Source organism: Palleronia aestuarii, assembly GCF_003253995.1.
Classification (GTDB): Bacteria; Pseudomonadota; Alphaproteobacteria; order Rhodobacterales; family Rhodobacteraceae; genus Palleronia; species Palleronia aestuarii.
In genome coordinates this window covers 114,427-141,242 of record NZ_QKZL01000007.1, presented here as the reverse complement: position 1 = coordinate 141,242, position 26,816 = coordinate 114,427, and the positions used below count along the sequence as shown (strand labels likewise).

29 protein-coding genes are annotated in these 26,816 nt (G+C 66.2%); 21 read left to right on the top strand and 8 right to left on the bottom strand.

Annotated features, from left to right (window positions below):
* Positions 1–88: 88 nt before the first annotated feature.
* The 6 genes from LX81_RS10660 to LX81_RS10640 all read left to right on the top strand — a co-directional run bounded on the left by LX81_RS10660 (position 89) and on the right by LX81_RS10640 (position 5,307).
* Complete coding sequence (locus LX81_RS10660; protein WP_111537296.1) at positions 89–1,621, top strand: acyl-CoA carboxylase subunit beta; 1,533 nt, start codon at positions 89–91, stop codon at positions 1,619–1,621.
* A 21-nt stretch (positions 1,622–1,642) separates the two neighbouring features.
* On the top strand, positions 1,643–2,035 hold the full coding sequence (locus LX81_RS10655; protein WP_111537295.1) for a RidA family protein: 393 nt from the start codon (positions 1,643–1,645) through the stop codon (positions 2,033–2,035).
* A 181-nt stretch (positions 2,036–2,216) separates the two neighbouring features.
* Positions 2,217–2,357 carry a hypothetical protein gene (locus LX81_RS22190; protein ID WP_170133915.1) on the top strand — a complete coding sequence of 47 codons (141 nt, stop codon included), beginning with the start codon at positions 2,217–2,219 and terminating at the stop codon, positions 2,355–2,357.
* Between the two features lie 61 nt (positions 2,358–2,418).
* Positions 2,419–2,766, top strand: a complete 348-nt coding sequence (locus LX81_RS10645; RefSeq protein WP_111537349.1) for a hypothetical protein — start codon at positions 2,419–2,421, stop codon at positions 2,764–2,766.
* A gap of 292 nt (positions 2,767–3,058) precedes the next feature.
* The gene (locus LX81_RS22500) at positions 3,059–3,220 is read left to right on the top strand and encodes a hypothetical protein (protein WP_211322747.1); all 162 of its coding nucleotides are present in this window, start codon (positions 3,059–3,061) and stop codon (positions 3,218–3,220) included.
* Positions 3,217–5,307, top strand: a complete 2,091-nt coding sequence (locus LX81_RS10640; RefSeq protein ID WP_111537293.1) for an acetyl-CoA carboxylase biotin carboxylase subunit — start codon at positions 3,217–3,219, stop codon at positions 5,305–5,307. Before LX81_RS22500 ends, LX81_RS10640 begins: the two co-directional genes overlap by 4 nt.
* A gap of 42 nt (positions 5,308–5,349) precedes the next feature.
* Here the strand turns inward: LX81_RS10640 and LX81_RS10635 are convergent, their stop codons facing one another.
* Positions 5,350–5,856 carry a DUF4174 domain-containing protein gene (locus LX81_RS10635; protein WP_373280278.1) on the bottom strand — a complete coding sequence of 169 codons (507 nt, stop codon included), beginning with the start codon at positions 5,854–5,856 and terminating at the stop codon, positions 5,350–5,352.
* Positions 5,857–5,954: 98 nt separating this feature from the next.
* On the opposite strand from LX81_RS10635, the gene scpA reads away from it, so the two are divergent.
* The 4 genes from scpA (at position 5,955) to LX81_RS10615 (ending at position 9,914) form a co-directional block, all read left to right on the top strand.
* Entirely contained in the window at positions 5,955–8,081 is a 2,127-nt protein-coding gene (gene scpA, locus LX81_RS10630; protein WP_111537347.1) for a methylmalonyl-CoA mutase, read from the top strand.
* Between the two features lie 90 nt (positions 8,082–8,171).
* Positions 8,172–8,804 carry a VOC family protein gene (locus tag LX81_RS10625; protein WP_234822565.1) on the top strand — a complete coding sequence of 211 codons (633 nt, stop codon included), beginning with the start codon at positions 8,172–8,174 and terminating at the stop codon, positions 8,802–8,804.
* Between the two features lie 8 nt (positions 8,805–8,812).
* Complete coding sequence (locus LX81_RS10620; protein ID WP_111537291.1) at positions 8,813–9,496, top strand: tellurite resistance TerB family protein; 684 nt, start codon at positions 8,813–8,815, stop codon at positions 9,494–9,496.
* A 94-nt stretch (positions 9,497–9,590) separates the two neighbouring features.
* The gene (locus LX81_RS10615; protein ID WP_234822564.1) at positions 9,591–9,914 is read left to right on the top strand and encodes an AAA+ family ATPase; all 324 of its coding nucleotides are present in this window, start codon (positions 9,591–9,593) and stop codon (positions 9,912–9,914) included.
* Positions 9,915–9,926: 12 nt separating this feature from the next.
* Here the strand turns inward: LX81_RS10615 and LX81_RS10610 are convergent, their stop codons facing one another.
* From LX81_RS10610 to LX81_RS10600, 3 genes are all read right to left on the bottom strand, one after another.
* Complete coding sequence (locus LX81_RS10610; RefSeq protein ID WP_111537290.1) at positions 9,927–11,204, bottom strand: TRAP transporter large permease; 1,278 nt, start codon at positions 11,202–11,204, stop codon at positions 9,927–9,929.
* A gap of 7 nt (positions 11,205–11,211) precedes the next feature.
* A complete protein-coding gene (locus LX81_RS10605; RefSeq protein ID WP_111537289.1) occupies positions 11,212–11,772 on the bottom strand; it encodes a TRAP transporter small permease in 561 nt (186 codons plus the stop codon).
* 66 nt (positions 11,773–11,838) lie between these two features.
* Entirely contained in the window at positions 11,839–12,822 is a 984-nt protein-coding gene (locus LX81_RS10600) for a sialic acid TRAP transporter substrate-binding protein SiaP (protein ID WP_111537288.1), read from the bottom strand.
* Positions 12,823–13,048: 226 nt separating this feature from the next.
* Between LX81_RS10600 and LX81_RS10595 the strand changes: the two genes are divergently transcribed.
* From LX81_RS10595 to ureG, 9 genes are all read left to right on the top strand, one after another.
* Positions 13,049–13,909, top strand: coding sequence for an urease accessory protein UreD (locus tag LX81_RS10595; RefSeq protein ID WP_111537287.1), 861 nt, complete (start codon positions 13,049–13,051; stop codon positions 13,907–13,909).
* On the top strand, positions 13,910–14,212 hold the full coding sequence (locus tag LX81_RS10590; RefSeq protein WP_111537286.1) for an urease subunit gamma: 303 nt from the start codon (positions 13,910–13,912) through the stop codon (positions 14,210–14,212).
* A gap of 11 nt (positions 14,213–14,223) precedes the next feature.
* A complete protein-coding gene (locus LX81_RS10585; RefSeq protein WP_111537285.1) occupies positions 14,224–14,529 on the top strand; it encodes an urease subunit beta in 306 nt (101 codons plus the stop codon).
* A 110-nt stretch (positions 14,530–14,639) separates the two neighbouring features.
* Positions 14,640–14,960 carry an antifreeze protein gene (locus tag LX81_RS10580; RefSeq protein WP_234822563.1) on the top strand — a complete coding sequence of 107 codons (321 nt, stop codon included), beginning with the start codon at positions 14,640–14,642 and terminating at the stop codon, positions 14,958–14,960.
* Between the two features lie 102 nt (positions 14,961–15,062).
* Complete coding sequence (gene ureC / locus LX81_RS10575; protein ID WP_111537284.1) at positions 15,063–16,772, top strand: urease subunit alpha; 1,710 nt, start codon at positions 15,063–15,065, stop codon at positions 16,770–16,772.
* Positions 16,773–16,892: 120 nt separating this feature from the next.
* Positions 16,893–17,117 carry a DUF1127 domain-containing protein gene (locus LX81_RS10570; RefSeq protein ID WP_234822562.1) on the top strand — a complete coding sequence of 75 codons (225 nt, stop codon included), beginning with the start codon at positions 16,893–16,895 and terminating at the stop codon, positions 17,115–17,117.
* 16 nt (positions 17,118–17,133) lie between these two features.
* Positions 17,134–17,589, top strand: a complete 456-nt coding sequence (locus LX81_RS10565; RefSeq protein WP_234822561.1) for an urease accessory protein UreE — start codon at positions 17,134–17,136, stop codon at positions 17,587–17,589.
* Positions 17,582–18,220 (top strand): urease accessory protein UreF, encoded by a 639-nt coding sequence (locus tag LX81_RS10560; RefSeq protein WP_111537282.1) that lies wholly within the window; start codon positions 17,582–17,584, stop codon positions 18,218–18,220. Before LX81_RS10565 ends, LX81_RS10560 begins: the two co-directional genes overlap by 8 nt.
* A complete protein-coding gene (ureG, locus tag LX81_RS10555; protein WP_111537281.1) occupies positions 18,217–18,843 on the top strand; it encodes an urease accessory protein UreG in 627 nt (208 codons plus the stop codon). The genes LX81_RS10560 and ureG overlap by 4 nt, the downstream gene beginning before the upstream one ends.
* Before the next feature lie 18 nt (positions 18,844–18,861).
* Here ureG and LX81_RS10550 read toward each other — a convergent pair whose 3' ends face one another.
* The 4 genes from LX81_RS10550 to LX81_RS10535 form a co-directional block, all read right to left on the bottom strand.
* Positions 18,862–20,409, bottom strand: coding sequence for a Ppx/GppA family phosphatase (locus LX81_RS10550; RefSeq protein ID WP_111537343.1), 1,548 nt, complete (start codon positions 20,407–20,409; stop codon positions 18,862–18,864).
* A gap of 70 nt (positions 20,410–20,479) precedes the next feature.
* Positions 20,480–22,660, bottom strand: coding sequence for an RNA degradosome polyphosphate kinase (locus LX81_RS10545; RefSeq protein ID WP_111537280.1), 2,181 nt, complete (start codon positions 22,658–22,660; stop codon positions 20,480–20,482).
* Positions 22,661–22,666: 6 nt separating this feature from the next.
* A complete protein-coding gene (locus LX81_RS10540; protein ID WP_308418334.1) occupies positions 22,667–23,368 on the bottom strand; it encodes an HdaA/DnaA family protein in 702 nt (233 codons plus the stop codon).
* Positions 23,365–24,480, bottom strand: a complete 1,116-nt coding sequence (locus tag LX81_RS10535; RefSeq protein ID WP_111537279.1) for an AI-2E family transporter — start codon at positions 24,478–24,480, stop codon at positions 23,365–23,367. The genes LX81_RS10540 and LX81_RS10535 overlap by 4 nt, the downstream gene beginning before the upstream one ends.
* Positions 24,481–24,605: 125 nt before the next feature.
* Here LX81_RS10535 and LX81_RS10530 point away from each other — a divergent pair, with 125 nt between their 5' ends.
* A complete protein-coding gene (locus LX81_RS10530; protein ID WP_111537278.1) occupies positions 24,606–25,409 on the top strand; it encodes a glycosyl transferase in 804 nt (267 codons plus the stop codon).
* A 58-nt stretch (positions 25,410–25,467) separates the two neighbouring features.
* On the top strand, positions 25,468–26,808 hold the full coding sequence (gene proS / locus LX81_RS10525; RefSeq protein WP_111537277.1) for a proline--tRNA ligase: 1,341 nt from the start codon (positions 25,468–25,470) through the stop codon (positions 26,806–26,808).
* Positions 26,809–26,816 lie beyond the last annotated feature (8 nt).

Below are 26,816 nucleotides of genomic sequence, written 5' to 3'. Positions count from 1 at the left end.
TTCGGATCGTCCGCCGGGGACTTTGCCCTTTCCGAGGCGAGATGCACCGTCATACTGTGGCGCGGACGGAACCGAAGGACGGGACGAGATGAAGGATATCCTCGATCAACTGGAAGCACGGCGTGCCGATGCGCGCAAAGGCGGCGGCGACGCCCGGATCGAGGCGCAGCACGGAAAGGGCAAACTGACCGCGCGCGAGCGGCTCGACCTGCTGCTCGACGAGGATTCCTTCGAGGAGTTCGACATGTTCGTCACCCATCGGGCGACGGATTTCGGCATGGCCGAGAACAAGGTCTACGGCGACGGCGTCATCACCGGCTGGGGCACGATCAACGGTCGGCAGGTCTATGTCTTTTCGCAGGATTTCACCGTGCTCGGCGGTTCGCTCAGCGAGACGCACGCGAAAAAAATCTGCAAGATCATGGACATGGCGATGCAGAACGGCGCGCCGGTGATCGGGCTCAACGATTCGGGCGGCGCCCGCATCCAGGAGGGCGTGGCGAGCCTCGCGGGCTATGCCGAGGTGTTCCAGCGCAACGTGATGGCGTCGGGCGTGATCCCGCAGATCAGCGTGATCATGGGGCCCTGCGCGGGCGGCGCGGTCTACTCGCCCGCGATGACCGATTTCATCCTCATGGTGAAGGGCTCGTCCTACATGTTCGTCACCGGGCCCGATGTCGTGAAGACGGTGACGAACGAGGTCGTGACGGCGGAGGAGCTCGGCGGCGCCTCGACCCATACGCGGAAGTCGTCGGTCGCCGACGCGGCGTTCGAGAACGATGTCGAGGCGCTGATCGAGGTGCGCCGGCTCGTGGATTTCCTGCCCGCCTCCAACCGCGGCACCGTTCCGGTCCGTCCCTTCTTCGATGCGCCCAACCGGATCGACGACAGTCTCGACACGCTGATCCCCGACAATCCCAACATGCCCTACGACATGAAGGAACTGATCGCGAAACTCGCCGACGAGGGAGATTTCTACGAGATCCAGGAGAATTTCGCCAAGAACATCCTGACGGGTTTCGTCCGCCTCGAGGGCTCGACCGTGGGGGTCGTGGCGAACCAGCCGATGGTGCTCGCGGGGTGCCTCGACATCGATGCGTCGCGCAAGGCGGCCCGGTTCGTGCGGTTCTGCGACGCCTTCTCCATCCCTATCCTCACACTTGTGGACGTACCCGGTTTCCTGCCCGGTACGGGGCAGGAATACGGGGGCGTCATCAAGCACGGCGCGAAGCTCCTCTTCGCCTATGGGGAGGCCACCGTGCCGAAGGTGACGGTGATCACCCGCAAGGCCTATGGCGGGGCCTACGACGTCATGAGTTCCAAGCACCTCAGGGGCGATTTCAACTATGCCTGGCCCACCGCCGAGATCGCGGTGATGGGGGCCAAGGGTGCCACGGAGATCCTCTACCGATCGGAGCTCGGCGATGCCGACAAGATTGCCGCGCGGACGGCGGAATACGAGGAGAACTTCGCCAACCCGTTCAAGGCGGCGGAGAGGGGCTTCATCGACGAGGTCATACTGCCGCATTCGACGCGAAAGCGGGTCTGCCGCGCCTTCGCCTCGCTCAGGGGCAAGCGACTTGAGAACCCCTGGAAGAAGCACGACAACATTCCGCTCTGATCCCTGACCGAAAGAACCCCATTGCCCCAGTTCCACCTGTTTCCCGACGCGCCCCGCCCGGTCGCGCCATTCTCCCACGCGGTCGAGGCCTCGGGCTGGGTGGCGCTCACGGGGCAGATGCCGACCGATCCCGCAGCGCCCGACGCGCCCCTGCCGGACGGGATCGAGGCGCAGACCCGGCGGGTGATGGAGAACCTGCGCCTGGTCCTCGACGGTCTCGGCCTCGATCTCGGCGACGTGGTCCAGTGCCGGTGCTATCTCACGGAGTTCGAGCGCGATTACGCTTGCTTCAACGAGGTCTATGCGGAGTTCTTTCCCGAAGATCGTCGCCCGGCGCGCACGACGATTGGGGTGACGGCCCTCGCCGTGGGCGCGCTCGTTGAGATCGATTGCCTGGCCGCCCCGCGGAGCTGACCTCCCCGCGACGGCCTCGCCGCTTGATGCCGGCCAGCCACAGATTGCCGTCGTCCCGCGTCCGACATAGCCGCGTATTGCCAATGTCTTATGGCCATGCGACGGTCCCGCGCGCATGATGCGTCGGGCGGCCCGGATCGCGATCCGGAAGCCCGCGGAAAACGAGACAAAGGAACCGACCATGTCGAACTCTATCAAGATCATCGCGGGCCTGGCCCTGGTGTCCTTCGCCGCCGCGTGTGGCGGCCCGCGCGAAGAGCCGGTGACCTACACGCAACCCGCGCCGATGGTTCAGCCCGAGCCGACCTACAGCAAGTACTGATCCCACCTGGCGGACGGACCCCGGGTCTGTCCGCCGGCCGGCGAAAGGCGATGTGCACGACATGATCAAGCATCGCGGTTTTCCCGGGCGGCTCCCCGGAACGGATTTCCAGTTCACGATCCGGCGGTCGAACCCGAAGGGCGCGACCCGGATCGTCGCACGGGATCGCTTCGCAGACCGCCGGGCGGGCGACCGACGCGCCGACGAGGCGTTCTTGCACGCGCTCTGGCTGCAATTCGGTGCGGAGCCGTTCGAGCGCGGCAATCTCGATGCGGGTCGATTGTCCTGGCTGTTTGGACGTGAAGTCGTGGCCGCGGAGGAGCCCTTCGATCCGACGAGCTATACCGCCATGCTCCGAATCGACCGGCAACGCGCGGATGCGACGTTTCCCGGCCTCCTCGACGGGTGATGCGAGACCCTGCGGTTGCCGTATCGTCGATCCCGAGATGGGCTCGCCGAGGAATTTCGTTGCTTGCGGTGGAACTGGAGCGGCGCGACCGCGTTAGAGCGCCCATATATCCAGCACAATTCACGCTTTAATGATATATAGCAGATGACGCCTAGGTGGTCCGATCTCCCCGATCGGACCATTCCTTCGGGCGTATATCGCGCAACCCCTTCCCGATCCTTGAAGTTTTGGCAGTTGTCTCGGCCTTCGCGGGCGTGGCATCAATGCGAAAATAAAGACCGAGGGAGTGAAGATGCGTCGATATTTGCCCTTTGCCGGCCTGATCGTGGTCTGCGGCCTCGCCGGATGCGCGCCACCGGTACCATCGGGGCCGATCATCGACGAGGCGTGGGGCCCGCAATACGCTCCCGACGATCCCTGCAAGGGCGTCGTTCCCCAGATGTGCCCGCGATGAGTTCCACACGCCGCACGGGCGGCGCACTCTTCTCCAAACTTCTGATCGCCAATCGCGGCGAGATCGCGTGCCGCGTGATCAAGACGGCGCAGCGGATGGGGATCCCGACCGTCGCGATCTTCTCCGACGCGGACCGCTACGCGCTGCATGTCCGCATGGCCGACGAGGCGGTGCATGTGGGTCCGGCCCCGGCCAACGAATCCTACATCGTCATCGACAATGTGCTTCGGGCGATCCGCGAGACGGGCGCCGATGCGGTGCATCCGGGCTACGGGTTTCTCAGCGAGAACCCGAAATTCGCTGCCGCGCTGGAAAAGGAGGGGGTCGCCTTCATCGGCCCGCCCAAGGGCGCGATCGAGGCGATGGGGGACAAGATCACCTCAAAGAAGCTCGCCGACGAAGCGGGCGTGAGCACGGTGCCGGGCCACATGGGCCTCATCGAGGATGCGGACGAGGCCGTGCGGATCGCCTCCGAGATCGGCTATCCGGTGATGATCAAGGCCTCCGCCGGCGGTGGCGGCAAGGGAATGCGGATCGCCTGGGACGACGAGGAAGCGCGCGAGGGCTTCCAGAGCTCGAAGAACGAGGCGGCCAATTCTTTCGGCGACGACCGGATCTTCATCGAGAAGTTCGTGACGCAGCCGCGCCATATCGAGATCCAGGTGCTCGCCGACCAGCACGGCAACACGATCTACCTGGGTGAGCGCGAATGCTCGATCCAGCGCCGCAACCAGAAGGTCATCGAGGAGGCGCCTTCGCCGTTCCTCGACGCGGCGACACGGAAGGCGATGGGCGAGCAGGCCTGCGCGCTCGCGCAGGCGGTAGGGTATACCTCGGCCGGGACGGTCGAGTTCATCGTCGACGGCGACCGGAACTTCTATTTCCTCGAGATGAACACCCGGCTGCAGGTCGAGCATCCGGTGACCGAACTCATCACCGGCGTCGATCTGGTGGAGCAGATGATCCGGGTCGCCGCGGGCGAGCCGCTCGGGTTCACCCAGGATGATGTAAAGCTCACCGGTTGGGCGATCGAGAGCCGGGTCTACGCGGAGGATCCCTATCGCGGTTTCCTGCCCTCGATCGGCCGGCTGATCCGTTACCGCCCGCCGGCCGAACGCTCGGCAGGTCCGCTGCAGGTTTCGGGCAAGTGGCTCCCGTTGCCGGACGGAAGCGAGGCGCCCGCGGGCGACACGGCGGTCCGCAACGATACCGGCGTCTTCGAGGGCGGCGAGATCTCGATGTACTACGACCCGATGATCGCCAAGCTCTGCACCTGGGCCGAGGATCGCGACGGTGCGCTCGAAGCCATGCGGCTGGCGCTCGACCGGTTCGAGATGGAGGGGATCGGTCACAACCTGCCATTCCTCGCCGCCGTGATGGATCATCCGAAATTCGTCGCCGGCGAGATGACGACGGCCTTCATCGCGGAGGAATACGAGGGGGGCTTCTCGGGCGTCGCGCTTTCCGACGACGCGCTCGCGCGGATCGCCGCGTCGGCAGCCGCCATGCACCGTGTCGAGGAGATCCGCCGAACCCGCATCTCCGGCCGCATGGGCAACCACGAGCGCAAGATCGGCACGGATTGGGTGGTGGATATCGACGGGCGGACTTGGAACCTGGTGACCGACGCCGACCGCGACGGCGCGACGGTCCGGTTCGAGGACGGGACGGAGCGCCGCGTGGCCTCCGACTGGCGGCCCGGCGAACCGCTCGCGCGGCTCCAGGTGGACGGCGCGCCGCTCGTCCTGAAGGTCGAGCCGATCACCGGCGGCTACCGGCTCCGAACCCGTGGCGCGATGCTCGACGTCCATGTCTGGTCGCCGCGGCAGGCGCGTCTGGCCGCGCTGATGCCGGTGCGGGAGGAGGCGGACACGTCGAAGCTCCTGCTCTGCCCGATGCCGGGCCTCGTCGTGAAGCTCGCGGTGGCGGAGGGCGACGATGTGGAGGTCGGTCAGAATCTCTGCACCGTCGAAGCCATGAAGATGGAGAACATCCTGCGTGCCGAACGCAAGGGCAAGGTCACGCGCATCCGCGCCGCAGCGGGCGATTCCCTCGCGGTGGACGACGTGATCATGGAGTTCGAATGACGGATCGCGCGCGGCGGGCCTCGGCCTTGCGGGCGGTGGCTGCTACTGGTTCGCGTTGCGCTGTTCGCGAAGCTCCTGAAGCCGCATGGGCATCTTGTCGATGCTGCGCGTGATCTCACGCACATCCCAGGGGAAAGGCTTGCGCAGCTTGACGTCGCCATCCTTGCCGATGAGCACCATCATGAAGCCGCGAGGACGCAATCGGCGTCGCAGGTCGGACATGGCGTCGGGCTCGGTATCGGTGATCACCACCACGTCACGGCGCGCGAGATCCTCCGCACGGCCGGCGAGCAGGTCGATCTGCTCCTGGAAGGCAGGATCGTTCGGGCTGTCGGCGAAGACAACGACCGGTCGGGCGATCCACTTGAAATCGTCGAGTTCGACGTCGATCGACTCGAACCGGACCTGCGGGTCTTCCCGCCAGCGATCCACTGGGGCGGTGAGCACGGGCGTCTCCGTCGCAACCACGGTCTGTTCGGTTTCCTGAGCGGCGCCGGGAAGCGTCGTCGAGAGACCTGCGAAAAGTATGAGGAATGGGGCCAGCCGCATCATGTTATGGATATAGTGCGGCAAGGGCGTAATAAGAAGCGGAACCCCGCACGGTCTTGCGTGGATGTGACCGTGCGCCGCGGGACGAGGATTGGATGATGGACAATTGGCAGAAGCGCGCGGAAGGCGAATTGCGGGGCCGCACCATCGAGGACCTGACCTGGCGCACGGCGGAGGGGATCGACGTCGCCCCAGTCCATGCGGGGACGGGTCCGGCCCCGCATGAGCACATGGGTACGCTGCCGGGCGAGCCGCCCTTCACGCGCGGCGTGAAGGCCACGATGTATGCGGGCCGCCCCTGGACGATCCGCCAATACGCGGGGTTCTCGACCGCGGAGGAATCGAACGCCTTCTACCGCCGCAACCTCGCCGCGGGACAGCAGGGGGTAAGCGTCGCCTTCGACCTCGCCACCCATCGCGGCTACGACAGCGACCATCCGCGGGTGGAGGGAGATGTCGGCAAGGCGGGCGTCGCCATCGACTCGGTCGAGGACATGAAGGTCCTCTTCGACGGCATCCCGCTCCAGGACATCTCGGTCTCGATGACGATGAACGGCGCGGTGATCCCTGTTCTGGCGAGCTTCATCGTCGCGGGAGAAGAGCAGGGGGTGGAGCGCGCGCGGCTCTCGGGGACCATCCAGAACGACATCCTCAAGGAGTTCATGGTCCGCAACACCTACATCTATCCGCCCGAGCCTTCGATGCGTATCGTCGCCGACATCATCGAGTACACCGCCACCGAGATGCCGCGCTTCAATTCCATCTCGATCTCCGGCTACCACATGCAGGAAGCGGGGGCGAACCTGGTGCAGGAGCTGGCCTTCACGCTGGCCGACGGCAAGGAATACGTGAAGACGGCGGTGGCGCGCGGCATGGATGTCGATCGTTTCGCCGGGCGGCTGTCGTTCTTCTTCGCCATCGGCATGAACTTCTTCATGGAGGCCGCGAAGCTGCGCGCCGCGCGGTTCCTCTGGCACGAGATCATGCAGGAATTCGAGCCGAAGGAGGAGAAATCCTCCATGCTCCGGACCCATTGCCAGACATCCGGCGTGAGCCTCGCGGAGCAGGATCCCTACAACAACATCGTGCGGACGGCCTACGAGGCGATGTCGGCGGTCCTCGGCGGCACGCAATCGCTGCACACGAATTCCTTCGACGAGGCGATCGCGCTGCCCACGGATTTCTCCGCTCGCATCGCGCGCAACACGCAGCTCATCCTGCAGCACGAGACCGGGGTCACCAACGTCGTCGATCCGCTCGCGGGCTCCTACTACGTGGAGCAGCTCACCGCCGACCTGATAGAGAAGGCCCGCGCGCTGATCGCGGAGGTGGACGAGCTTGGCGGCATGACGAAGGCCGTCGAGAGCGGGATGCCGAAGCTCCGGATCGAGGAGGCGGCGGCCCGCAAGCAGGCTGCGATCGACCGCGGCGAAGAGGTCATTGTCGGCGTCAATCGGTTCCGCCTAGAGAAGGAGGATGATCTCGATATCCGCTCCATCGACAATGCGGGCGTGAGAAAGAGCCAGATGGCGCGGCTCGAGACGCTGCGGGCGGACCGCGACCAGGACGCCTGCGACCGGGCGCTCGCCGCGCTCAAGGCCGGGGCGGAGGGGGATGGCAACCTCCTCGCGCTCGCGGTGGAGGCGGCGCGTGCGCGCGCGACGGTGGGCGAGATTTCCCACGCGCTCGAGGAGGTGTTCGGTCGCCACCGTGCTGAGGTCAGGACGCTCTCGGGCGTCTACGGCGCGGCCTATGAAGGTGACGAGGGTTATGCCCGAATCCAGGGCGACGTCGAGGCCTTCGCGGAGGACGAGGGGCGGCGGCCCCGGATGCTGGTCGTCAAGATGGGACAGGACGGGCACGATCGCGGGGCCAAGGTGATCGCCACGGCCTTCGCCGATATCGGCTTCGACGTCGATGTCGGACCGCTCTTCCAGACACCGGAGGAGGCGGCCGACGACGCGCTCGACAACGATGTCCACGTCGTCGGCATCTCCAGCCAGGCGGCGGGTCACCGGACCCTCGCACCGAAGCTCGTCGAGGCATTGCGCGCGCGGGGCGCGGGCGACATCCTCGTCGTCTGTGGCGGTGTGATCCCGGCCCAGGATTACGACTTCCTGCGGCAGGCTGGCGTGGCCGCCATCTTCGGGCCCGGCACGAATATCCCGGACGCCGCCGCGCGCATCCTCTCGCTCATCCGCGAAGCGCGCGACAAGGCCGCCTGAACTCGCAGGGAACCCGGGACCGTCCTCGCGTCGTTTGGGTGCGAGCGAACGCCCGTGCCACGGGAACATGCCCCGCGAAAGGAGATGATCATGCGGATCGACCACCTCGTCGTGACCGCCCCGAGCCTCGAGGCCGGATCGGACCATGTCGCCGAGGCGCTTGGCGTCGCGCCGGGTCCGGGTGGTCGTCATGACGGTATGGGCACGCACAACCTCCTCCTGTCGCTCGGCCCGGAGGTTTATATCGAGGTGATCGCTGTCGATCCCGACGCGCCCGAGCCGTCGCGCGCACGGATGTTCGGTCTCGACGCCGATCCCGGAGCGCCGCGGCTCGCGTCATGGGTGGCCCGCTGCGACGATCTCCGCGCAGAGGTCGCGCAGGCGCCGGACATGCTGGGCGAGATCATCGACCTTGCCCGTGGCGATCTATCCTGGTCGATGACGGCCCCGCCCGGCGGACGGATGCCGTATGACGGGATCGCACCGCCTCTCATCTCGTGGACGGGCGGGACATGCGCGCAGGATCTGCTGCCGCCCTCCGATCTGAGGTTCGAGCGTCTGATCCTGCGGCATCCGCGATCCGAGGAATTGCAGTTGAACTGGCCCGTGCTCGGCCAGTTGGACCGCGTGACCCTGGAGCCGGGACCGGTTCCGTCGCTCGAGGCCGAGATCCTCACGGCCATGGGCATGCGGAGATTGTCGAGCGCGGTCGCCGCAGGTTAAACTCACCCATGTCGATCTGGCAGAGGATAACCGAGGCCCTTGCGGCCCTGGCATCCGGCGAGGGCCTCGCCGCGGTGTTCGACCGTATGCGGACGTCACCGGAGCGCACCGTCGCCTTCACCATCGCCGTGATCGGGCTCGGAGCCAAGATGGCCAAGGCCGATGGGCGCGTCACCCGCAACGAGGTGACGGCCTTCCGCGAGGTGTTCCACATTCCCGGACCGGACGAGCCCGCCGCGGCGCGGGTCTTCAATCTCGCGAGGCAGGACGTCGCCGGGTTCGAGGAATACGCCCGGCGCATCGCGCGCATGTTCGGCCCCGATCATCCAATCCTGATCGACCTGATGGAAGGGCTCTTCCACATCGCGGTCGCCGACGGCGATTACCATCCGGACGAGGAGGCCTTCCTCGACCGCGTGCGCGAGATCTTCGGGCTGAACGAGCGGCAGTTCCGCGGCTTGCGGAGCCGCTTCGTGCCCGGGGCCGATCCCGATCCCTGGGCGGTGCTGGGCGTGGACGCGGATGCGCCGCTTTCGGAGGTCAGGCGCGTCTGGCGCCAGCGGGTCCGCGATACGCATCCCGACCGCATGATCGCGCGCGGCGTTCCCGAGGAAGCCGTCCGGCTTGCCGAAGCACGGCTCGTCGCGATCAACCGGGCGTGGGACGAGATCCAGGCCGCGCGGGCTGCCTGACGCCCCCACCGGTCGTGGCCTGCCGGGGTTGTGATCGCGCGGCCGCATCGAAGCGGCTTCGCAATAATGGCCGGACGCCCTATGCTCCGTCCCCATGAAACGCTTTGCACCCCTGCTGCTCGGAGCTCTTCTGAGCCTCTCTCCGGCATACGCCCAACAAACCGGCGAGCCGGACGACATCCGCAACGGTCTCGACCAGCTCGGCGAGGGCGCCCGGACGCTCCTGCGCGGGCTGATGGGCACGGTGGACCCCGAGATGCGCAAGCTCGCCGATGCGCTCGAGGCCTGGGATTTCGAGGGCCTCGATATCGACGATCTCGGCCGCTACCACCCGCCGGAGGTCCTGCCGAACGGCGACATCCTCATCCGCCGCAAGACGCCCCGCGACACGCCGATGGACGGTGAGATCGACCTCTGATCCGGTCGGGTCTCACCGGTAGATGGCCGTCGGCAGCCACATGGTGATCGCCGGCACGAAGGTGATGAGGATCAGCACCAGCACGAGCGGGATCAGGAAGGGCGAGGTCGCGACGACGCACCGCTCGAACGGGACGCCGGAGACGCGCGAGAGCACGTAGAGCACCATGCCCACGGGCGGCGTCAGAAGCCCCAGCATGAGGTTCAGCACCATGATCACCCCGAAATGCACCGGGTCGATGCCGAGCTCTACCGCGACGGGCAGGAGCACCGGGACGAGGATGGTGATCGCGGCGACCGTCTCCATGAAGCAGCCCACGGCCAGCAGGATGAGGTTGATGAGGATCAGGATCACCCACGGGCGGTCGGACGCCGAAAGCAGCGCCCCGGCGGCGAGTTCCGGTACCCGGTTCGACGTGAGGATCCACGCGAAGATGGCTGCCGCGGCGACGACGAGAAGCACGACGGCGGTCGTCTCGATCGTGTCGAAACTCACCCGGAGGAACCGCCGCCAGGTGAGCGTGCGATAGACGACGAGACCCAGGAACAGCGCGTAGGCGCAGGCCGCGACGGCGGCTTCCGTGGGGGTGAAGGCGCCGGAGAGGATGCCGCCTACGATAATTACGGGGGTCAGGAGGGACAGGAACGCCGCCTTGAACGACGCCCAGAGATAGGCGAGCGCGAAGGGCCGGTCGCGCGGGAAGTTCCGCCGCCGCGCGAAGAAGGCGATCATCAGCATGAGCGACAGGGCCATGACGAGGCCCGGCACGAAGCCCGCCGCGAAGAGCTGTCCGATGGAGGCGCCGGCGACGACGCCGTAGATCACCATCGGCAGGGACGGCGGAATGATCGGCCCGATCGTGGAGGAGGCGGCGGTGATGCCGACGGCGAAGCCCGGATCGTAGTTCGCGTCGCGCATCGCCTTGATCTCGATCGCGCCGAGGCCGCCGGCATCCGCGACCGCCGCGCCCGACATGCCCGCGAAGATCACCGACGCGCCCACGTTCACGTGACCGAGCCCGCCACGCATCCAGCCGACGAGGCCGAGGGCGAAGTTGAAGATCCGCTCGGTGATGCCGGCGGTGTTCATCAGATTGCCCGCGAGGATGAAGAACGGAACGGCCAGGAGCGGGAAGCTGTCGACGCCGTTGATCATGCGGTGCGCGACGACCATCGGCGGGGTCGGCCCGAACAGGATGAAGATCGCGCTCGATCCCGCGAGGGCGATGGCCACCGGCACGCCCAGGATCAGCAGGGCGAAGAGGATGACGAAGAGAAGGATGATGCTCATTTCGTACCTACTCCATCGTCCGGGTTTCGGCCGCGTGTGCTTCGGGGTCGATCAGGCGGCTCGTCTTGTCGCGCAGGTGCCGCCAGGTGTTCCAGGCTGCATAGAGGGTCATCGCCGCGAAGCAGGCGGATACGTAGTAGTAGACGAGCGACTTGGGCACATCGATCGAGACCATCATCTGGAACGTGCGTCCGGAGAGCATGAAGGTCAGGTAGGTCAGAATGGCGAAGAAACCTGTCGTGACGATGTCGATCAGCGTCTGCGCCACCCGCCGGGCCGGACGCGGGACCCAGCGATAGACGAACTCCACCGCGATATGCTCGTTCTTGCGCGTGGCCATGATGGCGCCGGTGAAAGTCACGGCGATCAGCAGAAACCGCGCGATCTCCTCCGTCCAGCCGAGCGAGTTGTTCAGCACGTATCGGGTGAAGAACTGCAAGAAGACGATGAAGGCCAGAACCCAGAAGATCACCAGGACGAGACTGTCGTCCCATCGCAAATCCCGCAGGTCGATGTCCGCCTCCTCGAGATGCACCTCGGGCACCTCGCGTCTTTCCTCCTCCGCCATCGCCGCTCCTTTCGTATCCTTGAAAGGGGCGCGGACCATGCCGCCCGCGCCCCGAACGACAGCAGATTACTGACCGATCGCCTGGAGGCGGTCGTAGGTCTCCTGATCCCAGCTCGCCATGTCGCCGTTATGGACGGCCTGGACCGCATCGATGAACGGTTGGCGGTCGACCTCGTTGACCGACACGCCCTGCTCCTCGAACCAGGACTTGAGCTCTTCCTCCGACGTGCGGATCGCCTCGGTGAAGCAGGCCGAGACCTCGTCGAGCACGGTGTCGAGCGCCTTCTGGTCGGCCTCGTCGAGGCTGTTCCAGGTCGGACCGCCCACGATCGTCAGGAGCGCATCGGTGATATGGGCCGTCAGGTTGATGTCCGACTGAACTTCGTAGAACTTCTTGGCCTGGATCGTCGGCAGCGGATTTTCCTGCGCGTCGACCGTGCCCTGCTGGAGCGCGAGATAGACTTCGGCAAAGGCGATGGGCGTGGGGTTCGCACCTACGGCTTCGGGAAACATCATGTAGAGCGTCGCGTTCGGCACCCGGATCTTCAGGCCCTGCATGTCCTCGGGCGTCGCGATCGGCTTATTGGAGGTGACGTGGCGGTTGCCGTAATAGCCCAGCGACGTGATGTGGTTGCCCGTCGTGTCCTCGTAGCCCTGCGCGAGTTCCTCAAAAAGCGGGCTCTGCCGGTACTGGTCCCAATGATCGAAGTCGCGGAACATGAACGGCGCCCCGCCGATCGCGATCGGACCGTACGCACGGCCTGCGAAAAGCTGCCCGGTATAGATGATGTCGACCGTGCCGAGGCCCAGCGCCTCGTTGATCTCGACCTCCGATCCCAGCGACGAGGCCGGAAAGACCTCCCAGCCGAGCCGGTTGTCGGTCGCTTCCATGATGTCGGCGTTCGCGTCCACGGCGCAGCTCTGGTACGGCTCGCTCGATTCGTAGACATGTGCGAACCGCAGAACGCGCTCCGCTTCCTGCGCCGTGACGGGCAGGGCGGTCAGCGCGGTGGCGGCCATCGCGATCATCGTGGCGGGTGTGTTCTTCATGTCGGTCTCCTCCCTGAGGTCTTGCTTCGAGCGTTCGCGCGATCTCACGCGGCAGGTCTCGGCACCTGCCCAGACGTCCCGGCAATCCGGGGGATCGTGTTTCCCATCGTCGCGAACTCCTCCCATCCCGAACGGTATACCATCTCGGGCTCGCCGCAAGGTTTTCATGCGGGAGCTTCCGTGATCGCCTTGCGAGCCGCGCACCGGACGGCGTAGGCCATCCGGGATGACCGATCGCATTGAAAAACCGGATTGCGGAGAGGCGGTGGCCTTGGCCTCCGATCCGCGGCAGCCGCGCGCCGTGGGCACCGCCATCCTGCGCGTCGCGCGCGGGGCGGGAGGGCGTCCGCGCCTCGCGACGCTCAGGCAATCGGGGGCGGCGAAGCTTCTATTCCCGCGCCGCCGCGGCGAAAGGGTGGAAGCGGTGTTCATCAACACCGCCGGGGGGATCACGGGCGGCGACCGGTTCGAGATCGCTGCCGCGGCAGAGGCGGGAGCGCATCTGACGATGACGAGCCAGGCGGCGGAGCGTGCCTATGCCGCGCAGCCCGGTGAAGTCGGCCGGGTCAGGACGAGGCTCGAGGTCGGGTCCGGCGCACGGATCGACTGGTTGCCGCAGGAAACGATCCTCTACGAGCGGTCGTCGCTCGACCGCCGTCTCGACGTGGACCTTGCCGAAGATGCGCGGTTCCTGATGATCGAATCGCTCCTCTTCGGACGGCACGCGCGCGGCGAGGTTCTGCGGGCGGCGCGGGTCTCGGATCGCGTCGCCATCCGCCGGCAGGGTGAGCCCCTCTATCTCGACGCGATCGCCATGGCGGGCGATCTCCGGGCGCATCTGTCCAGACCCGCTATCGGTGGCGGTGCGGGCGCGGTGGCGACCCTTATCTATATCGCGCCGGACGCCGCGGCGCATCTCGAGGCGATCCGCGCGCTTCTGCCCGAGAGTGCTGGTGTCTCCGCGATCTCCGGGGATATGATCGCCCTGCGCGCCTTGGCCGGTGACGGCTACGCGCTCAGGCGGATCGTGCTGCCGGTTCTCGACCGGCTGACCGGACGCTCCCTGCCCGCTGTCTGGAGGCTCTGAATGCAACTGACCCCCCGCGAGAAGGACAAGCTGATGGTCGCGATGGCGGCCGAGATCGCGCGGAAACGCCTCGCGCGCGGCGTGAAGCTGAACCATCCCGAGGCCATCGCGCTGATCACCGACGCGGTCGTTGAGGGCGCGCGTGACGGCCGCTCCGTCGCCGACATGATGGAAGCGGGCGCGCAGGTCATCACGCGGGAGCAATGCATGGAGGGGGTGCCGGAGATGATCCACGACGTCCAGGTGGAGGCAACCTTCCCCGACGGCACCAAGCTCGTCACCGTTCACGACCCCATCCGCTGAGAGGACACGCCATGATCCCCGGAGAGATCCTGCCCGCCGAGGGCACGCTGACGCTGAACGAGGGGCGGGCGGCGATCACGCTGATGGTGGCGAATACCGGCGATCGCCCGGTCCAGGTCGGCAGCCACTACCATTTCGCGGAGGCGAACTCCGCGCTCGATTTCGACCGGGAGGCCGCTCACGGCCATCGCCTCGACATCGCGGCGGGAACGGCCGTGCGGTTCGAACCGGGTCAACGGCGCGAGGTCGCCCTCATACCCTATGCAGGCGACCGGCGGATCTTCGGGTTCAACGCAGCCGTCATGGGTCCGATCTAGACCGGTCTGCCGGTTCCACTCGATTTCTGCACAGCGGCTATGCCCATTAATTTCTGGTAGTGTCCAAGGAAGCGGCATAGCGTCAGTATCGCAGTATAAAGGATACAGGCATGTACGGCTTCAACCCCCTCGACACGATGAACGCCGCCTTCGCGGGCTGGCGAATGGCTGCGGAGGCACAGTCCGTGATCGTCTACAGGATGATGGGGATGGCCGGGCTCTGGGCTGTCGCGCCCAGCGAGAATTCCCGCATGATCAGCGAGAAGGGGCCGACGCTCATGGCGGCGCAGAATGCGGCGATGCGGAAGGCGATCAGCGGCGGGTCCGCGGAGGAAATCTACTCCGCGTGGCTCAAGCCCATCGGCCAGAAGACGCGCGCGAACCAGAAGCGTCTGGCCAAGCGCGGCTTCACGCACGGTTGCATGCTCTGATTTTGAGCATGCCGCCGCGCGGGACGCGATCCCGGACGTGCATCCCTTGAGGACGGCGGCGGCATCGGTCAGTCTCGATCCGACCGATGCCCCGGAGGTGCCATGCCCGTCCAGATTTCCCGCGCCGATTACGCCGACATGTTCGGCCCCACGATCGGCGATCGCGTCCGGCTCGCCGATACCGACCTGATCATCGAGGTCGAGCGTGACCTCACCACCTATGGCGAGGAGGTGAAGTTCGGCGGCGGCAAGGTGATCCGCGACGGGATGGGGCAAAGCCAGGCCTCCCGCGCCGAAGGGGCCGTCGATACGGTCATCACCAACGCGCTGATCGTCGATCACTCCGGCATCGTGAAGGCGGATGTGGGGCTCAGGGACGGGCGCATCGTGGCGATCGGCAAGGCCGGCAATCCCGACACGCAGCCGAACATCGACATCATCGTGGGCCCCGGAACGGAGGCGATCGCCGGGGAAGGGCGCATCCTCACCGCGGGGGGCTTCGACAGCCACATCCACTTCATCTGCCCGCAACAGATCGACGACGCGCTCGCCTCCGGCATCACGACGATGCTCGGCGGCGGCACCGGCCCCGCGCATGGCACGCTGGCGACGACCTGCACGCCGGGGCCCTGGCATATCGCGCGAATGCTGCAGAGCTTCGACGCCTTCCCGGTCAATCTCGGTCTTTCGGGCAAGGGGAACGCCTCGCGCCCCGACGCGCTCGTGGAGATGATCGAGGGTGGCGCCTGCGCGCTCAAGCTGCACGAGGATTGGGGAACGACGCCCGCGGCCATCGATTGCTGCCTGACGGTCGCGGACGACATGGACGTGCAGGTGATGATCCACACCGACACGCTGAACGAGAGCGGGTTCGTCGAGGATACGGTCGCCGCGATGAAGGGCCGGACCATCCATGCCTTCCATACCGAGGGCGCGGGTGGCGGTCATGCGCCCGACATCATCAAGATCTGCGGCGACGCGAACGTACTGCCGTCGTCTACGAACCCGACGCGGCCCTTCACGGTCAACACGCTCGAGGAGCATCTCGACATGCTGATGGTCTGTCATCACCTGTCGAAATCGATCCCCGAGGACATCGCCTTCGCCGAGAGCCGCATCCGGCGGGAGACGATCGCGGCTGAGGACATCCTCCACGACATGGGCGCGTTCTCGATCATCGCGTCCGACAGCCAGGCGATGGGCCGGGTCGGCGAGGTGATCATCCGCACCTGGCAGACGGCCGACAAGATGCGCAAGCAGCGCGGTCGGTTGCCGGAAGAGACGGGCGACAACGACAATTATCGCGTCCGCCGCTACATCGCGAAGTACACGATCAACCCCGCCATCGCGCATGGCATGAGCCACGAGATCGGGTCCGTCGAGGTCGGCAAGCGCGCCGATCTCGTCCTGTGGAACCCGGCCTTCTTCGGCGTGAAGCCCGAAATGGTACTGATCGGCGGCTCGATTGCCGCGGCGCAGATGGGCGATCCGAACGCCTCCATCCCGACGCCGCAGCCGGTCTATACCCGCCCGATGTTCGGGGCCTACGGACGCGCCAGAACCGAGAGCTCCATCACCTTCGTCTCGGCCGCCGCGGAGGCTGCGGATCTGCGCGGCACGCTCGGTCTCGCCAAGCGAACCGCTGCGGTGCAGCGAACGCGGGGTATTGGTAAGCGGGACCTGATCCTTAACGATGCGTTACCGACGGTCGAAGTTGACCCGGAAACCTACGAAGTTCGCGCAAATGGTGAACTTTTGACCTGCGAACCAGCGGAAACGCTGCCGATGGCGCAGAGATACTTCCTGTTCTGAGATCGGGGTTGCGAATGCTGCAATGCGGCTATGAGAGATCGACGGCTAGGCGTTCAGGGCCCAATGGCTATCTTGTCAGGCAAGGGAGGAAACCAGACTGGAAGTTCAAAGAGGTTTCCAATGCACGCTACGATCAAACATCACGCTCCGCTCACAGGCCTGCGGCAGGCGCTTGCGAACGGTTACGCCCGGTTCTCCGAAACGATGGTTCTCATCATGGAAAGCCAGGCCCGCACCAAGCAGGTCGAACGCCTGAACGCCAAATCGGACGCGGAACTCGCCAAGCTCGGACTGCGCCGTCAGGACATCGTCCGTCACGTCTTCCGGGATGTCATGTACTACTGATCCCGGACATGTTGGCGTGAGCGCGGACCTGCCGGTCGCCCGCAAGCTCGAGCGCGGATTTGCGGGCGCGGCCGATGCGCATGTCACGCTGGACTACGCGGGCCGCTTCCTGAGACGGCGCCGGCTTCTGGGTTCGGACGGACAGCCCTTCCTCGTGGACCTGCCGCAAACCGTTTCCGTGGAGGAGGGTGACGCCTTCCTCTGCGACGACGGGCGGACGATCGGGGTCGAGGCGGCGTCCGAGGATCTGTTCGAGATCAGCGGACCTGCGATCACCCGCTATGCTTGGCATATCGGCAATCGCCATCAGCCTTGCGAGATTCTTCCGGACCGTCTGAGGATCCAGAACGATCCGGTGATCGGCCGGATGCTCGAGGGGCTCGGGGCGTCCGTCGTCACCATCAGCGCGCCGTTCACGCCAGAAGGCGGCGCCTACGGGCATGGCCGGACCCATGGGCATTCCCATGAATGATCCGGCCCTCATCCTCTTCCAGCTTCTGTCGCCCGGCTATCCCACGGGGGCCTTCGCTTATTCCCACGGGCTCGAACAGGTGATCGTGGACTGGGAGATCGCATCCGCCGACGATCTGAGGATATGGATCGCCGATATCCTTGCCTTCGGTGCAGGCCGGTCGGACGCCATCCTTCTGCGCGTTTCCCATGCCGCCGAGCCCGACGAGGTCCGACGGATCGACGCGATAGCCCAAGCTTGGGCTGGGACCGCGGAGCGCCTGCGGGAGACCACGCGGCAAGGCGCCGCCTTCGCCGGGACGACCGCGCGGGTGTGGCAAATACATCTCGACGCGACGAGTTATCCCGTCGCGGTCGGCCGCGCCGCGCGGATGCTCGATCTTCCGATCGACTTGACCGTTCGTCTCTATCTCCAGGCCATCGCCGCCAATCTCGTCTCCGCCGCCGTGCGCCGTGTTCCTCTCGGTCAGACCGATGGACAAAGTGTCCTCGCTGGCGTGTCGGATCTCTGCGCGGAGATCGCGGCGTCGAGTATCGGTCTTGGCCTCGACGATCTGTCGCAATCCGCCTTCGCCGCCGAGATCGCCTCGATGCGGCACGAAACGCTTCAACCGAGGATCTTCCAGACATGACAAGCCCGAACGGACCCGTCCGGATCGGCATAGGCGGCCCCGTCGGCGCCGGCAAGACGACGCTGACCGCCACGATCGCACGGCGCCTGCATCCGCAGGTGTCGCTCGGCGTCATCACCAACGACATCTATACGCAGGAGGATGCCGAAGCATTGATGCGGATGCAGATCCTCCCCGGCGATCGGATTCTCGGGGTGGAGACGGGCGGATGTCCGCATACCGCGATCCGCGAGGATGCCTCGATCAACCTTGCTGCAGTGGCCGAGATGCGGGAACGCCACGCCGATCTCGACCTCATCCTGATCGAGTCGGGCGGCGACAATCTTTCGGCGACGTTCAGTCCCGAACTCGCGGATATCACCGTCTACGTCATCGACGTTGCCGCGGGGGAGGAGATACCGCGCAAGGGCGGACCGGCGATCACGCGCTCCGATCTTCTGGTCGTGAACAAGATCGACCTCGCGCCGCATGTCGGCGCCTCGCTCGACGTGATGGCCCGCGACGCGGCGCGAATGCGTGGCGAGGGGCGCGTCGTCTTCACCGATCTCAAGCGCGGTGCGGGCGTCGAGGAGATTATTTCGTTTCTCGGCGAGATCGCGGGGCTCGCATTGCCCGTAGCATAGGATAACCGCAGCCTCGGCTCAGTGATCGGCACCCCGTCGAATTTCCGGGGTCGCCTTGAGGGCAGTGACCAGCGCGCCGAACCGCGCCTGCGCGACCTCCCCGAAGAGATCCTCGGCCGCTTCGGGCAGTTGCAGCACGAGATGACGTTTCTTCGGCTGCCACAGTATCTCGCCGAGCGTATCCGGTGTCTGGGCCGAGAACATCGCACCGAACCGCATCGCCTTTCCGAGAACCTCGGCCTGCGCGACCTCCTTCTCGCTCAGGATCTGGATCATCTGCTCGAAGCGCGTTCCCTGCCGCGAATTCTTGTACCGGTGCAGGAGCGCCAGGCCGAGAAAGATCCGTTCGCGATGGGTGAGCCCACCGAGATTGGCCCGCGTGGCGTTGTCGAAGCAGGCTTCGTGACGGTAATCGGGATGCGCCCGCCAACTGACGTCGTGCAGCAGGCAGGCGGCCTGGATGATCCGTTTCCGGCTGTCCGGTTCACCCTTGAAGATCGGCAGGACGAAGCGGTAGAGCGCGCGCCCGAAACCCGGCAGTCGCGCGTCCTTCTGCTCCGCGAAACGGCAGGCCTCGATCAGCGGATCGCGGTCGCGCAGGCGCTGCGGCATCTGCTCGTAGAGCAGGCCCTCGCGGATACCGTAGCTCGAGATGGCGATCTCCCGAGGCTTCAGGACGCGCACCAAGTGTTTGAGCACCAGGCTCGCCGTCGGGATCAGCGACATCCTTGCCTCTCCGATTCCGGTTTCCGCCCGGAGTTCGTCGATCCTGCGGGAGCCGATATGGGCAAGCGTGGTGCGAAGCGAGGCGGGGTTCATCCGGTATTCGTGGAGGACGTGGAGTGGATAATCGGCGCGGATCATGTCGATCCGGGCGATGGCCCGCCACGATCCCCCGACGAGGAACAGGCGCCGGTGCCCCGTTCCGATCTCCTCCGCGATCCGCGCGACGGTCGACTTGATCTCTTCCCGCATCGCCTTCGCGCTTCCGAGACCCTCGAGCCGCAGCGGGCCGAGCGCGGAGGTCAGGCGACGCCCGACGCGTCCGTTCGCGATCCGCGCAAGCTCCATCGAGGAGCCGCCGATGTCGCAGACGAGGCCTTCCGCCTCCGGCCAGCCGAGAAGGACACCCTGCGCAGAGAGCCGCGCCTCCTCCTGTCCGTCGATGATCCAGATCGACAATCCGGTCGCAGCCTCGACTTCGGCCCGGAATTCCGGTCCGTCGACCGCTTCCCGCATCGCGGCGGTGGCGACCACCGTGAGGGGATCGGCCCCCATGCGCCTTGCGAGTTCCGCAAAGCGCAGGATCGCCGAAAGGGCGCGGCGCCGGCCGTCGGGATTGAGGCGTCCCGTCTCCGCGAAGCCCGCCCCGAGGCCCGCCATGACCTTCTCGTTGAAGAAATAGGCGGGGCTTCGAGCGGCGCCGTCGAAGACCACCATGCGGACGGAATTCGATCCGATATCGACGACGCCCACCCGGCTCAGCGCGCGCGCCGAAGGATCCTCGAAGATGGGCCGGCCGAAAGGGCCCTTGTCGTCCTGCGGATCGGTCGCGTCTTGCGTCATCTCCGCCTCACGCTGGCCGTGCTTGGGATGTCCCCGGTTTGGTCCATGGTCGGTCTCGCGGGCCATGCCCTCATTCCTCCGAATGGGTCAGTTCCGGAACGTCCGCGGCGCCTGCCGATCCCCGGCCCGAGAGCGATGGGTTCTCCATGAAGAAGCGGTGGCAGGAGAAGTTGCGGACGTCGGGTTCCGGCTCGGGGCGGACGAAAGTTCCGTCGGGCCCGAGGATCCAGCTCTGCGCCACATCGGCCATGTTCGCGGCCATGATCTGGCTGACGATCTGGGCCTTCACGGTCGGGTTCTTGCACTCCACCAGCGTCTCCACCCGGCGGTTCAGGTTACGCCCCATCCAGTCGGCCGAGGAGATGTAGACGCGGGCCTTCTTGGAGGGCAGGTCGCTGCCATTGCCGAAGCAGACGATCCGGCTGTGTTCGAGAAAGCGGCCCACGATCGACTTCACGCGGATATTCTCGCTCAAGCCCTCGATACCGGGCCTGAGCCCGCATATGCCGCGCACGACGAGGCTGATCTTCACGCCGGATCGGGAGGCGGCGTAGAGCGCATCGATCACGTCGTTCTCGATTAGCGCGTTCATCTTGGCCCAGATCGCGGCGGGCTTGCCGGCTTCCGCGTTGCGCGCCTCCTCCGCGATGCGTTCGAGAAGTGTCTTCTTGAGCATCATGGGCGAGATCGAGAGGTTTTCCAGATCGCCCGGCTCGGCATAGCCCGAAAGGAAATTGAAGAGCCGCGTCGCGTCGCGCGCGAGGGCCGCGTCGCAGGTGAAGAACGACAGGTCGGTATAGATGCGCGCGGTGATGTGGTGGTAATTGCCGGTGCCGAAATGCGTGTAGGTGACGAGCTTCTTGCCCTCGCGGCGGACCACGACGCTGATCTTGGCGTGGGTCTTGAGATTGAGAAACCCGTAGACGACATGCGCCCCCGCCCGTTCGAGCTTGCGCGACTGGCGGATGTTGGCGGCCTCGTCGAACCGCGCCTTCAGCTCCACGAGGGCGGTCACCGACTTGCCCTGCTCCGCAGCCTCACAGAGCGCGTCGACGATCGGGCTGTCCTGCGAGGTCCGGTAGAGCGTCTGCTTGATCGCGAGTACGTTCGGATCGTTGGCCGCCTGCGCGAGGAAACGGACCACCATGTCGAAGGTCTCGTAGGGGTGGTGGAGCAGCATGTCCTTCTGCCGGATCGCGGCGAACATGTCGCCGTCGTGATCCTGCACCCGCTCCGGCACGCGGGGGGTGAAGGGCGGCCAGAGAAGATCCGGACGCTCCTTCAGGACGAGTTCCGACAGGTCGGCCACGCCGATCACGCCGTCGACTTCGACGACCTCGTCCTCCCGCACCGGCAGTTCCGACATGATGATCTGGCGCAGACCCTTGGGCGCGCCGGCACTCATCGTCATCCGCACGACCTCGCCCCGGCGGCGGCGCTTCAGCGCGACCTCGAACTCGCGGACCAAGTCCTCAGCCTCGTCCTCGACTTCCAGATCGCTGTCGCGGAGCACGCGGAAGGTGCAATGCCCCTTGGAACGGTAGCCCGGATAGAGCGTGCCGAGATGCAGCATCAGAAGCGATTCGAGTGGCAGGAAGCGGTATTGCCCCTCCTCCGCGGGAAGCCGGATGAAGCGCTCGATCTGGTTGGGGATCGGCAGAAGCGCCCGCACGGTCAGCTTGTCCGAGATGCGCTCGAGGTCGAGCGCGAGCGAATAGCCCGCATTGGGGATGAAGGGGAACGGATGTGCGGGGTCGATCGCGAGCGGCGAGAGGACCGGAAAGACCTGTTCGAGGAACACGGCCTTGAGGAAGTCGCGGTCGTCCTTGGTCAGTTCGTCGGCGGCGAGAACCGCGATCCCCTCGCCGCGCATCTCCTCGCAAAGACCCGAATAGACGGTCTGTTGCCGTGCCATGAGGTTGCGTGCGTCGCTGTTGATGAGACGGAGCTGCTCTGCGGGGGTGAGCCCGTCGGCGGCGGGCGTCACGTTGCCCGCGCCCGCGAGTTCCCGCAGGCCCGCCACGCGAACGGTGTAGAACTCGTCGAGGTTGGTGGCGGAGATCGACAGGAACCGCAGCCGCTCGAGAAGGGGGACGCGCGGGTTCTCCGCCTCTTCGAGAACGCGCCAGTTGAACGCGAGCCAGCTAAGCTCCCGATTGACGAAGCGGGCGGGTCCGCTCAGATCGACCTGACCGTCGATCTGCGACGCTTTCGGGAACGGGGCGGATAGGAAGTCGGTGGGTGATGTCATGACGTCTCAGTCTTCCTCGGATTTGTCCGGGGTCGGGTCGGCCTCGAGCGCGCGTCTCGCCATCGGCAGGGTAACGCGGTGATGCTCGGCGAGCGACAGGCGGTCGAGTTCGGCGGCGATGGCCCGCGCCGCGGCCGCGGTGCGGCGCATCCGCGCGAGCAGGTACGGCACGAGCGGTTCGGGCACGACGAGTTGCCGGTCGCGGAAATGCTTCATCAGCAGCGCCCCCAAGAGCGGATCGTCCGGCGCGTCGAGCATCGCGGGCGCCGTCGCGCGGATCCGGCTCGCGAGGTCCGGCAGGCCGATGGGCCAGCTTGCCGGGCGGCCGCGCCCCGTCAGGAGAAGCCGCCCGCCCTCCGCGAGGACGAGATTGTGGAGGTGGAAAAGGGCCGCTTCCTCCCGCCGGCGTCCCGCGATGGCGGGGATGTCCTCGACCACGACATGGCGGGCGCGGGCGAGCGTCGGGACGTCGAGGCGTCCGAGCTGCTCGGCGGCGACGACGACGGCGTCCCCGCGCGCGGCCCAGACATGGGCAAGATGGGTCTTGCCCGACGCCTCCGGCCCGGTCAGGAGGAGCTTTCCGCCCGGCCAGCGGGCGTCGTCGTCGAGAAGCGCGACCGCGTCCGCATTGGCGGGCGAAACGAAGAACGCCTCGCGATCGAGCGCCGGCCGGACCGGCAGGTCGAACGGGAGCTGCCGGGCGATCATTGCCGTGGGCCTTCGGTCCCGTCCGTGCCGCGATAGAGCGCGCTTTGCTTGTAGCGCTTGGTGGCGAAGCGCGCGATCACCCCGATCGCCGCGGCGACCGGAACGGCGACGAGGAGCCCGACAAAGCCGAAGACCGCCCCGAAGGCCGAAAGCGCAAAGAGCAGCCAGACCGGGTGCAACCCGACGCTGTCGCCCACGAGCTTCGGCGTCAGGATGTTGCCCTCGATGAACTGTCCCGACTGGAAGATCGCCCAGACCGCGAGGATCCAGAGCCAGTCGCCCCAGAACTGGAAAAGCGCGAGCCCGATGGCGAGCACGCCCCCCACGAGCGCACCGACATAGGGGATGAAGGTCAGCGCGCCGGCGAGCGCACCCACGATGAAGCCGAATTGCAGCCCGACGAACCAGAGCGCGAATGCGTAATATGTGCCGAGAATGAGACACACCGTACCCTGGCCGCGGATGAAGGAGGCGAGCGTCTCGTCGATCTGAGCGGCGAGTTCGCGGATCGTCGGCGCATGTTCTCGGGGCAGGAGCTGGTCGATCTTCGACACCATCTTGTCCCAGTCGAGAAGCAGGTAGAAGGCGACGACGGGGACGATGACGAAGAGGATGAGAATGTTGACGAGCCCGTTCACCGAGGCCAGCGCCCCTTCGAGCAGGGTTCCCGCGCGCTGCCGGATGCCCGAGGTGATCGAACTTACGGAATTGCGGATCTGCGTCTCGAGATCGCCGATGTCGGGAAACCGTTCGACCAGACCGGGATGATTCGCGACGAGCCAGTCCTGAAGGCCCGAGATCGTGTCGGGAGTCCGTTCGATGATGGTCGCGATGCGATCCACCAGGGAGGCCGTTTGGGTGAAGACGGTGGGGATGACCAGGATGATCATCGCCGCGAAGAGGACGATGCCGATCACCGTCATGAGCGCGACCGACAGCACCCGGGAGAGGCCCAGCCGCTCGAACCGGTCGGCTATGGGATCGAGCAGGTAGGCCAGCGCCGCGCCGAGCAGGAAGGGCATGATGACGTTGCCGAGCCACCAGAGCAGCAACAGGAACACGAGGGCGGCGATGCCCCAGTACTTCAACTGATCTCGGACGGGCAGGGCCAAGACGACCTCGGGGCTCAGGGGGCGGACGGACCCCTTGTCTCTTATGCCCCGGTCTCGCGCAAGGCCATCGGGACTGTCGCCCGGCGCGTCCCGCGGCTACAAGGCGGCATGCGGCGCGAGGGGCGATGAAACAGGTCATCTGCATCAACTGGGGCGACAAATACGGCCCTCCCTTCGTCAATCGCCTCTATGCGATGGTCGCGCGCAACATCACGCCGCCCTTCAGCTTCACATGCTTCTGTGACGATCCTTCGGGGTTCCGGCCGGAGGTCAGGACTTTCGACCTTCCGCAAGTCGACTACGAGATTCCCAGGACCCGCTACGGTATCTGGCCAAAATCGCGGCTCTGGGGTGAACGCCTCGGCGATCTCGAGGGGCCGGTGCTCTTTCTCGACCTCGACCTCGTGATCACCGGATCGCTCGATCCCTTCTTCGAGGTGGGCGCTTCCGACGACGTGATCCTCGCCCGCAACCAATCGACGCCCTTCGAACGGCTGGGCCAGACCTCCGTCTTCCGCTTCCCCGTGGGCGGCCTGAAGCCGATGCAGGACTACCTCGCATCCGATCCGCAGCGGCTCGCCGAGGCGCACAAGTTCGAGCAGCGCTTCGTCACCCGCAACGCGCCGAACGGCATCAGTTTCTTCCCTCGGCGGTGGGTGCTCCACTACCGGCAGGATTGCACCCGGACATTCCCCCTGAACTACGCTCTCGCGCCGAAGCTTCCGAAGGACGCCCGCATCGTGATCTTCCCGGGCGGCGTGCATCCGCCCCATGCCATCGCCGGGCATTACGGCCCCCGCTACGCGCCGAAGGCCCCGCTCGAGCACTTACGCGGCGCCTTCTCGTCCGACCGGCCGGAGCGGATCGACAAGTATCTGCGCCACTATCTCAGGCCGGCGCCCTGGGTTGCGGAGCATTGGCGCGAGTGAACTTGCGCGCATTGGGGTGATCGCATACCGATCCCGGACCGCTACCCGGAGGTTCCCCATGCGTCTCAGCCGCTATTTCCTGCCCGTCCTGAAGGAAACGCCCGCGGAGGCGCAGATCGCGAGCCATCGCCTGATGCTGCGCGCGGGCATGATTAAGCAGGCGCAGGCCGGCATCTATTCCTGGCTACCGTTGGGCTACCGCGTGCTTAAGAAGATCGAGGCGATCGTCCACGAGGAGCAGGCGCGCGCGGGCCATATCCCGATGCTCATGCCGACGCTGCAATCGGCCGAACTCTGGCGCGAGAGCGGGCGCTACGATGCCTATGGTCCCGAAATGCTGCGGATCACCGACCGGCAGGGGCGCGACATGCTCTACGGGCCGACGAACGAGGAGCTGATCACCGACATCTTCCGCTCCCACGTGACGAGCTACCGCGACCTGCCGATGACGCTCTACCACATCCAGTGGAAGTTCCGCGACGAGGTCCGACCGCGCTTCGGGGTCATGCGGGGCCGCGAATTCTATATGAAGGACGGCTACAATTTCGACGTCGACCGCGACGCGGCGCTGCACGCCTACAACCGCCACATGGTGAGCTACCTGCGCACCTACGAACGGATGGGCCTCAAGGCGATCCCGATGCGCGCCGATTCGGGGCCCATCGGCGGCGACGACACGCATGAATTCCTGGTCCTCGCCGAAACAGGGGAGAGCGAGGTCTTCTACGATGCCGCGATCACCGATCTCACCCTCGGATCGCGCGAGGTAGATTACGCCTCGGAGGAAGAATGCCGCGCCATCGTCGAGGAGTGGACCGCCCCCTATGCGCGGACCGACGAGACCCATGACGCCGCGCTCTTCGAGGCGATCCCGGAGGATCGGCGGCGCACCTCCCGCGGGATCGAGGTGGGACAAATTTTCTACTTCGGCACGAAGTATTCCGAGGCGATGGGCGCGACCGTCACCAATTCGAAGGGGGAGGTCGTGCCGGTTCACATGGGCAGTCACGGCATCGGCGTGAGCCGCCTCGTCGGCGCGATCATCGAGGCCTCCCACGACGACAAGGGTATCGTCTGGCCCGAAGGCGTGACGCCCTTCCATTGCGGGATCGTCAACCTGCGGCAGGGCGACGCGGCCTGCGACGCGGCCTGCGAGGAGATCGAGGCGGCGCTGGAGGCCCAGGGGCTCGAGCCGCTCTACGACGACCGGGAAGAGCGGGCCGGGGCGAAGTTCGCGACGATGGACCTGATCGGCTTACCCTGGCGGATCACCGTGGGGCCCCGCGGCATCGCGGCGGGAACGGTCGAGCTTACCTCGCGCCGGACGGGCGAGAGCGAGGAGATGTCGCTCCTCGCGGCGGTGGACAGGGTGGCGGAGGTCTATCGCGCCCTTCCCTGAGGCGCATC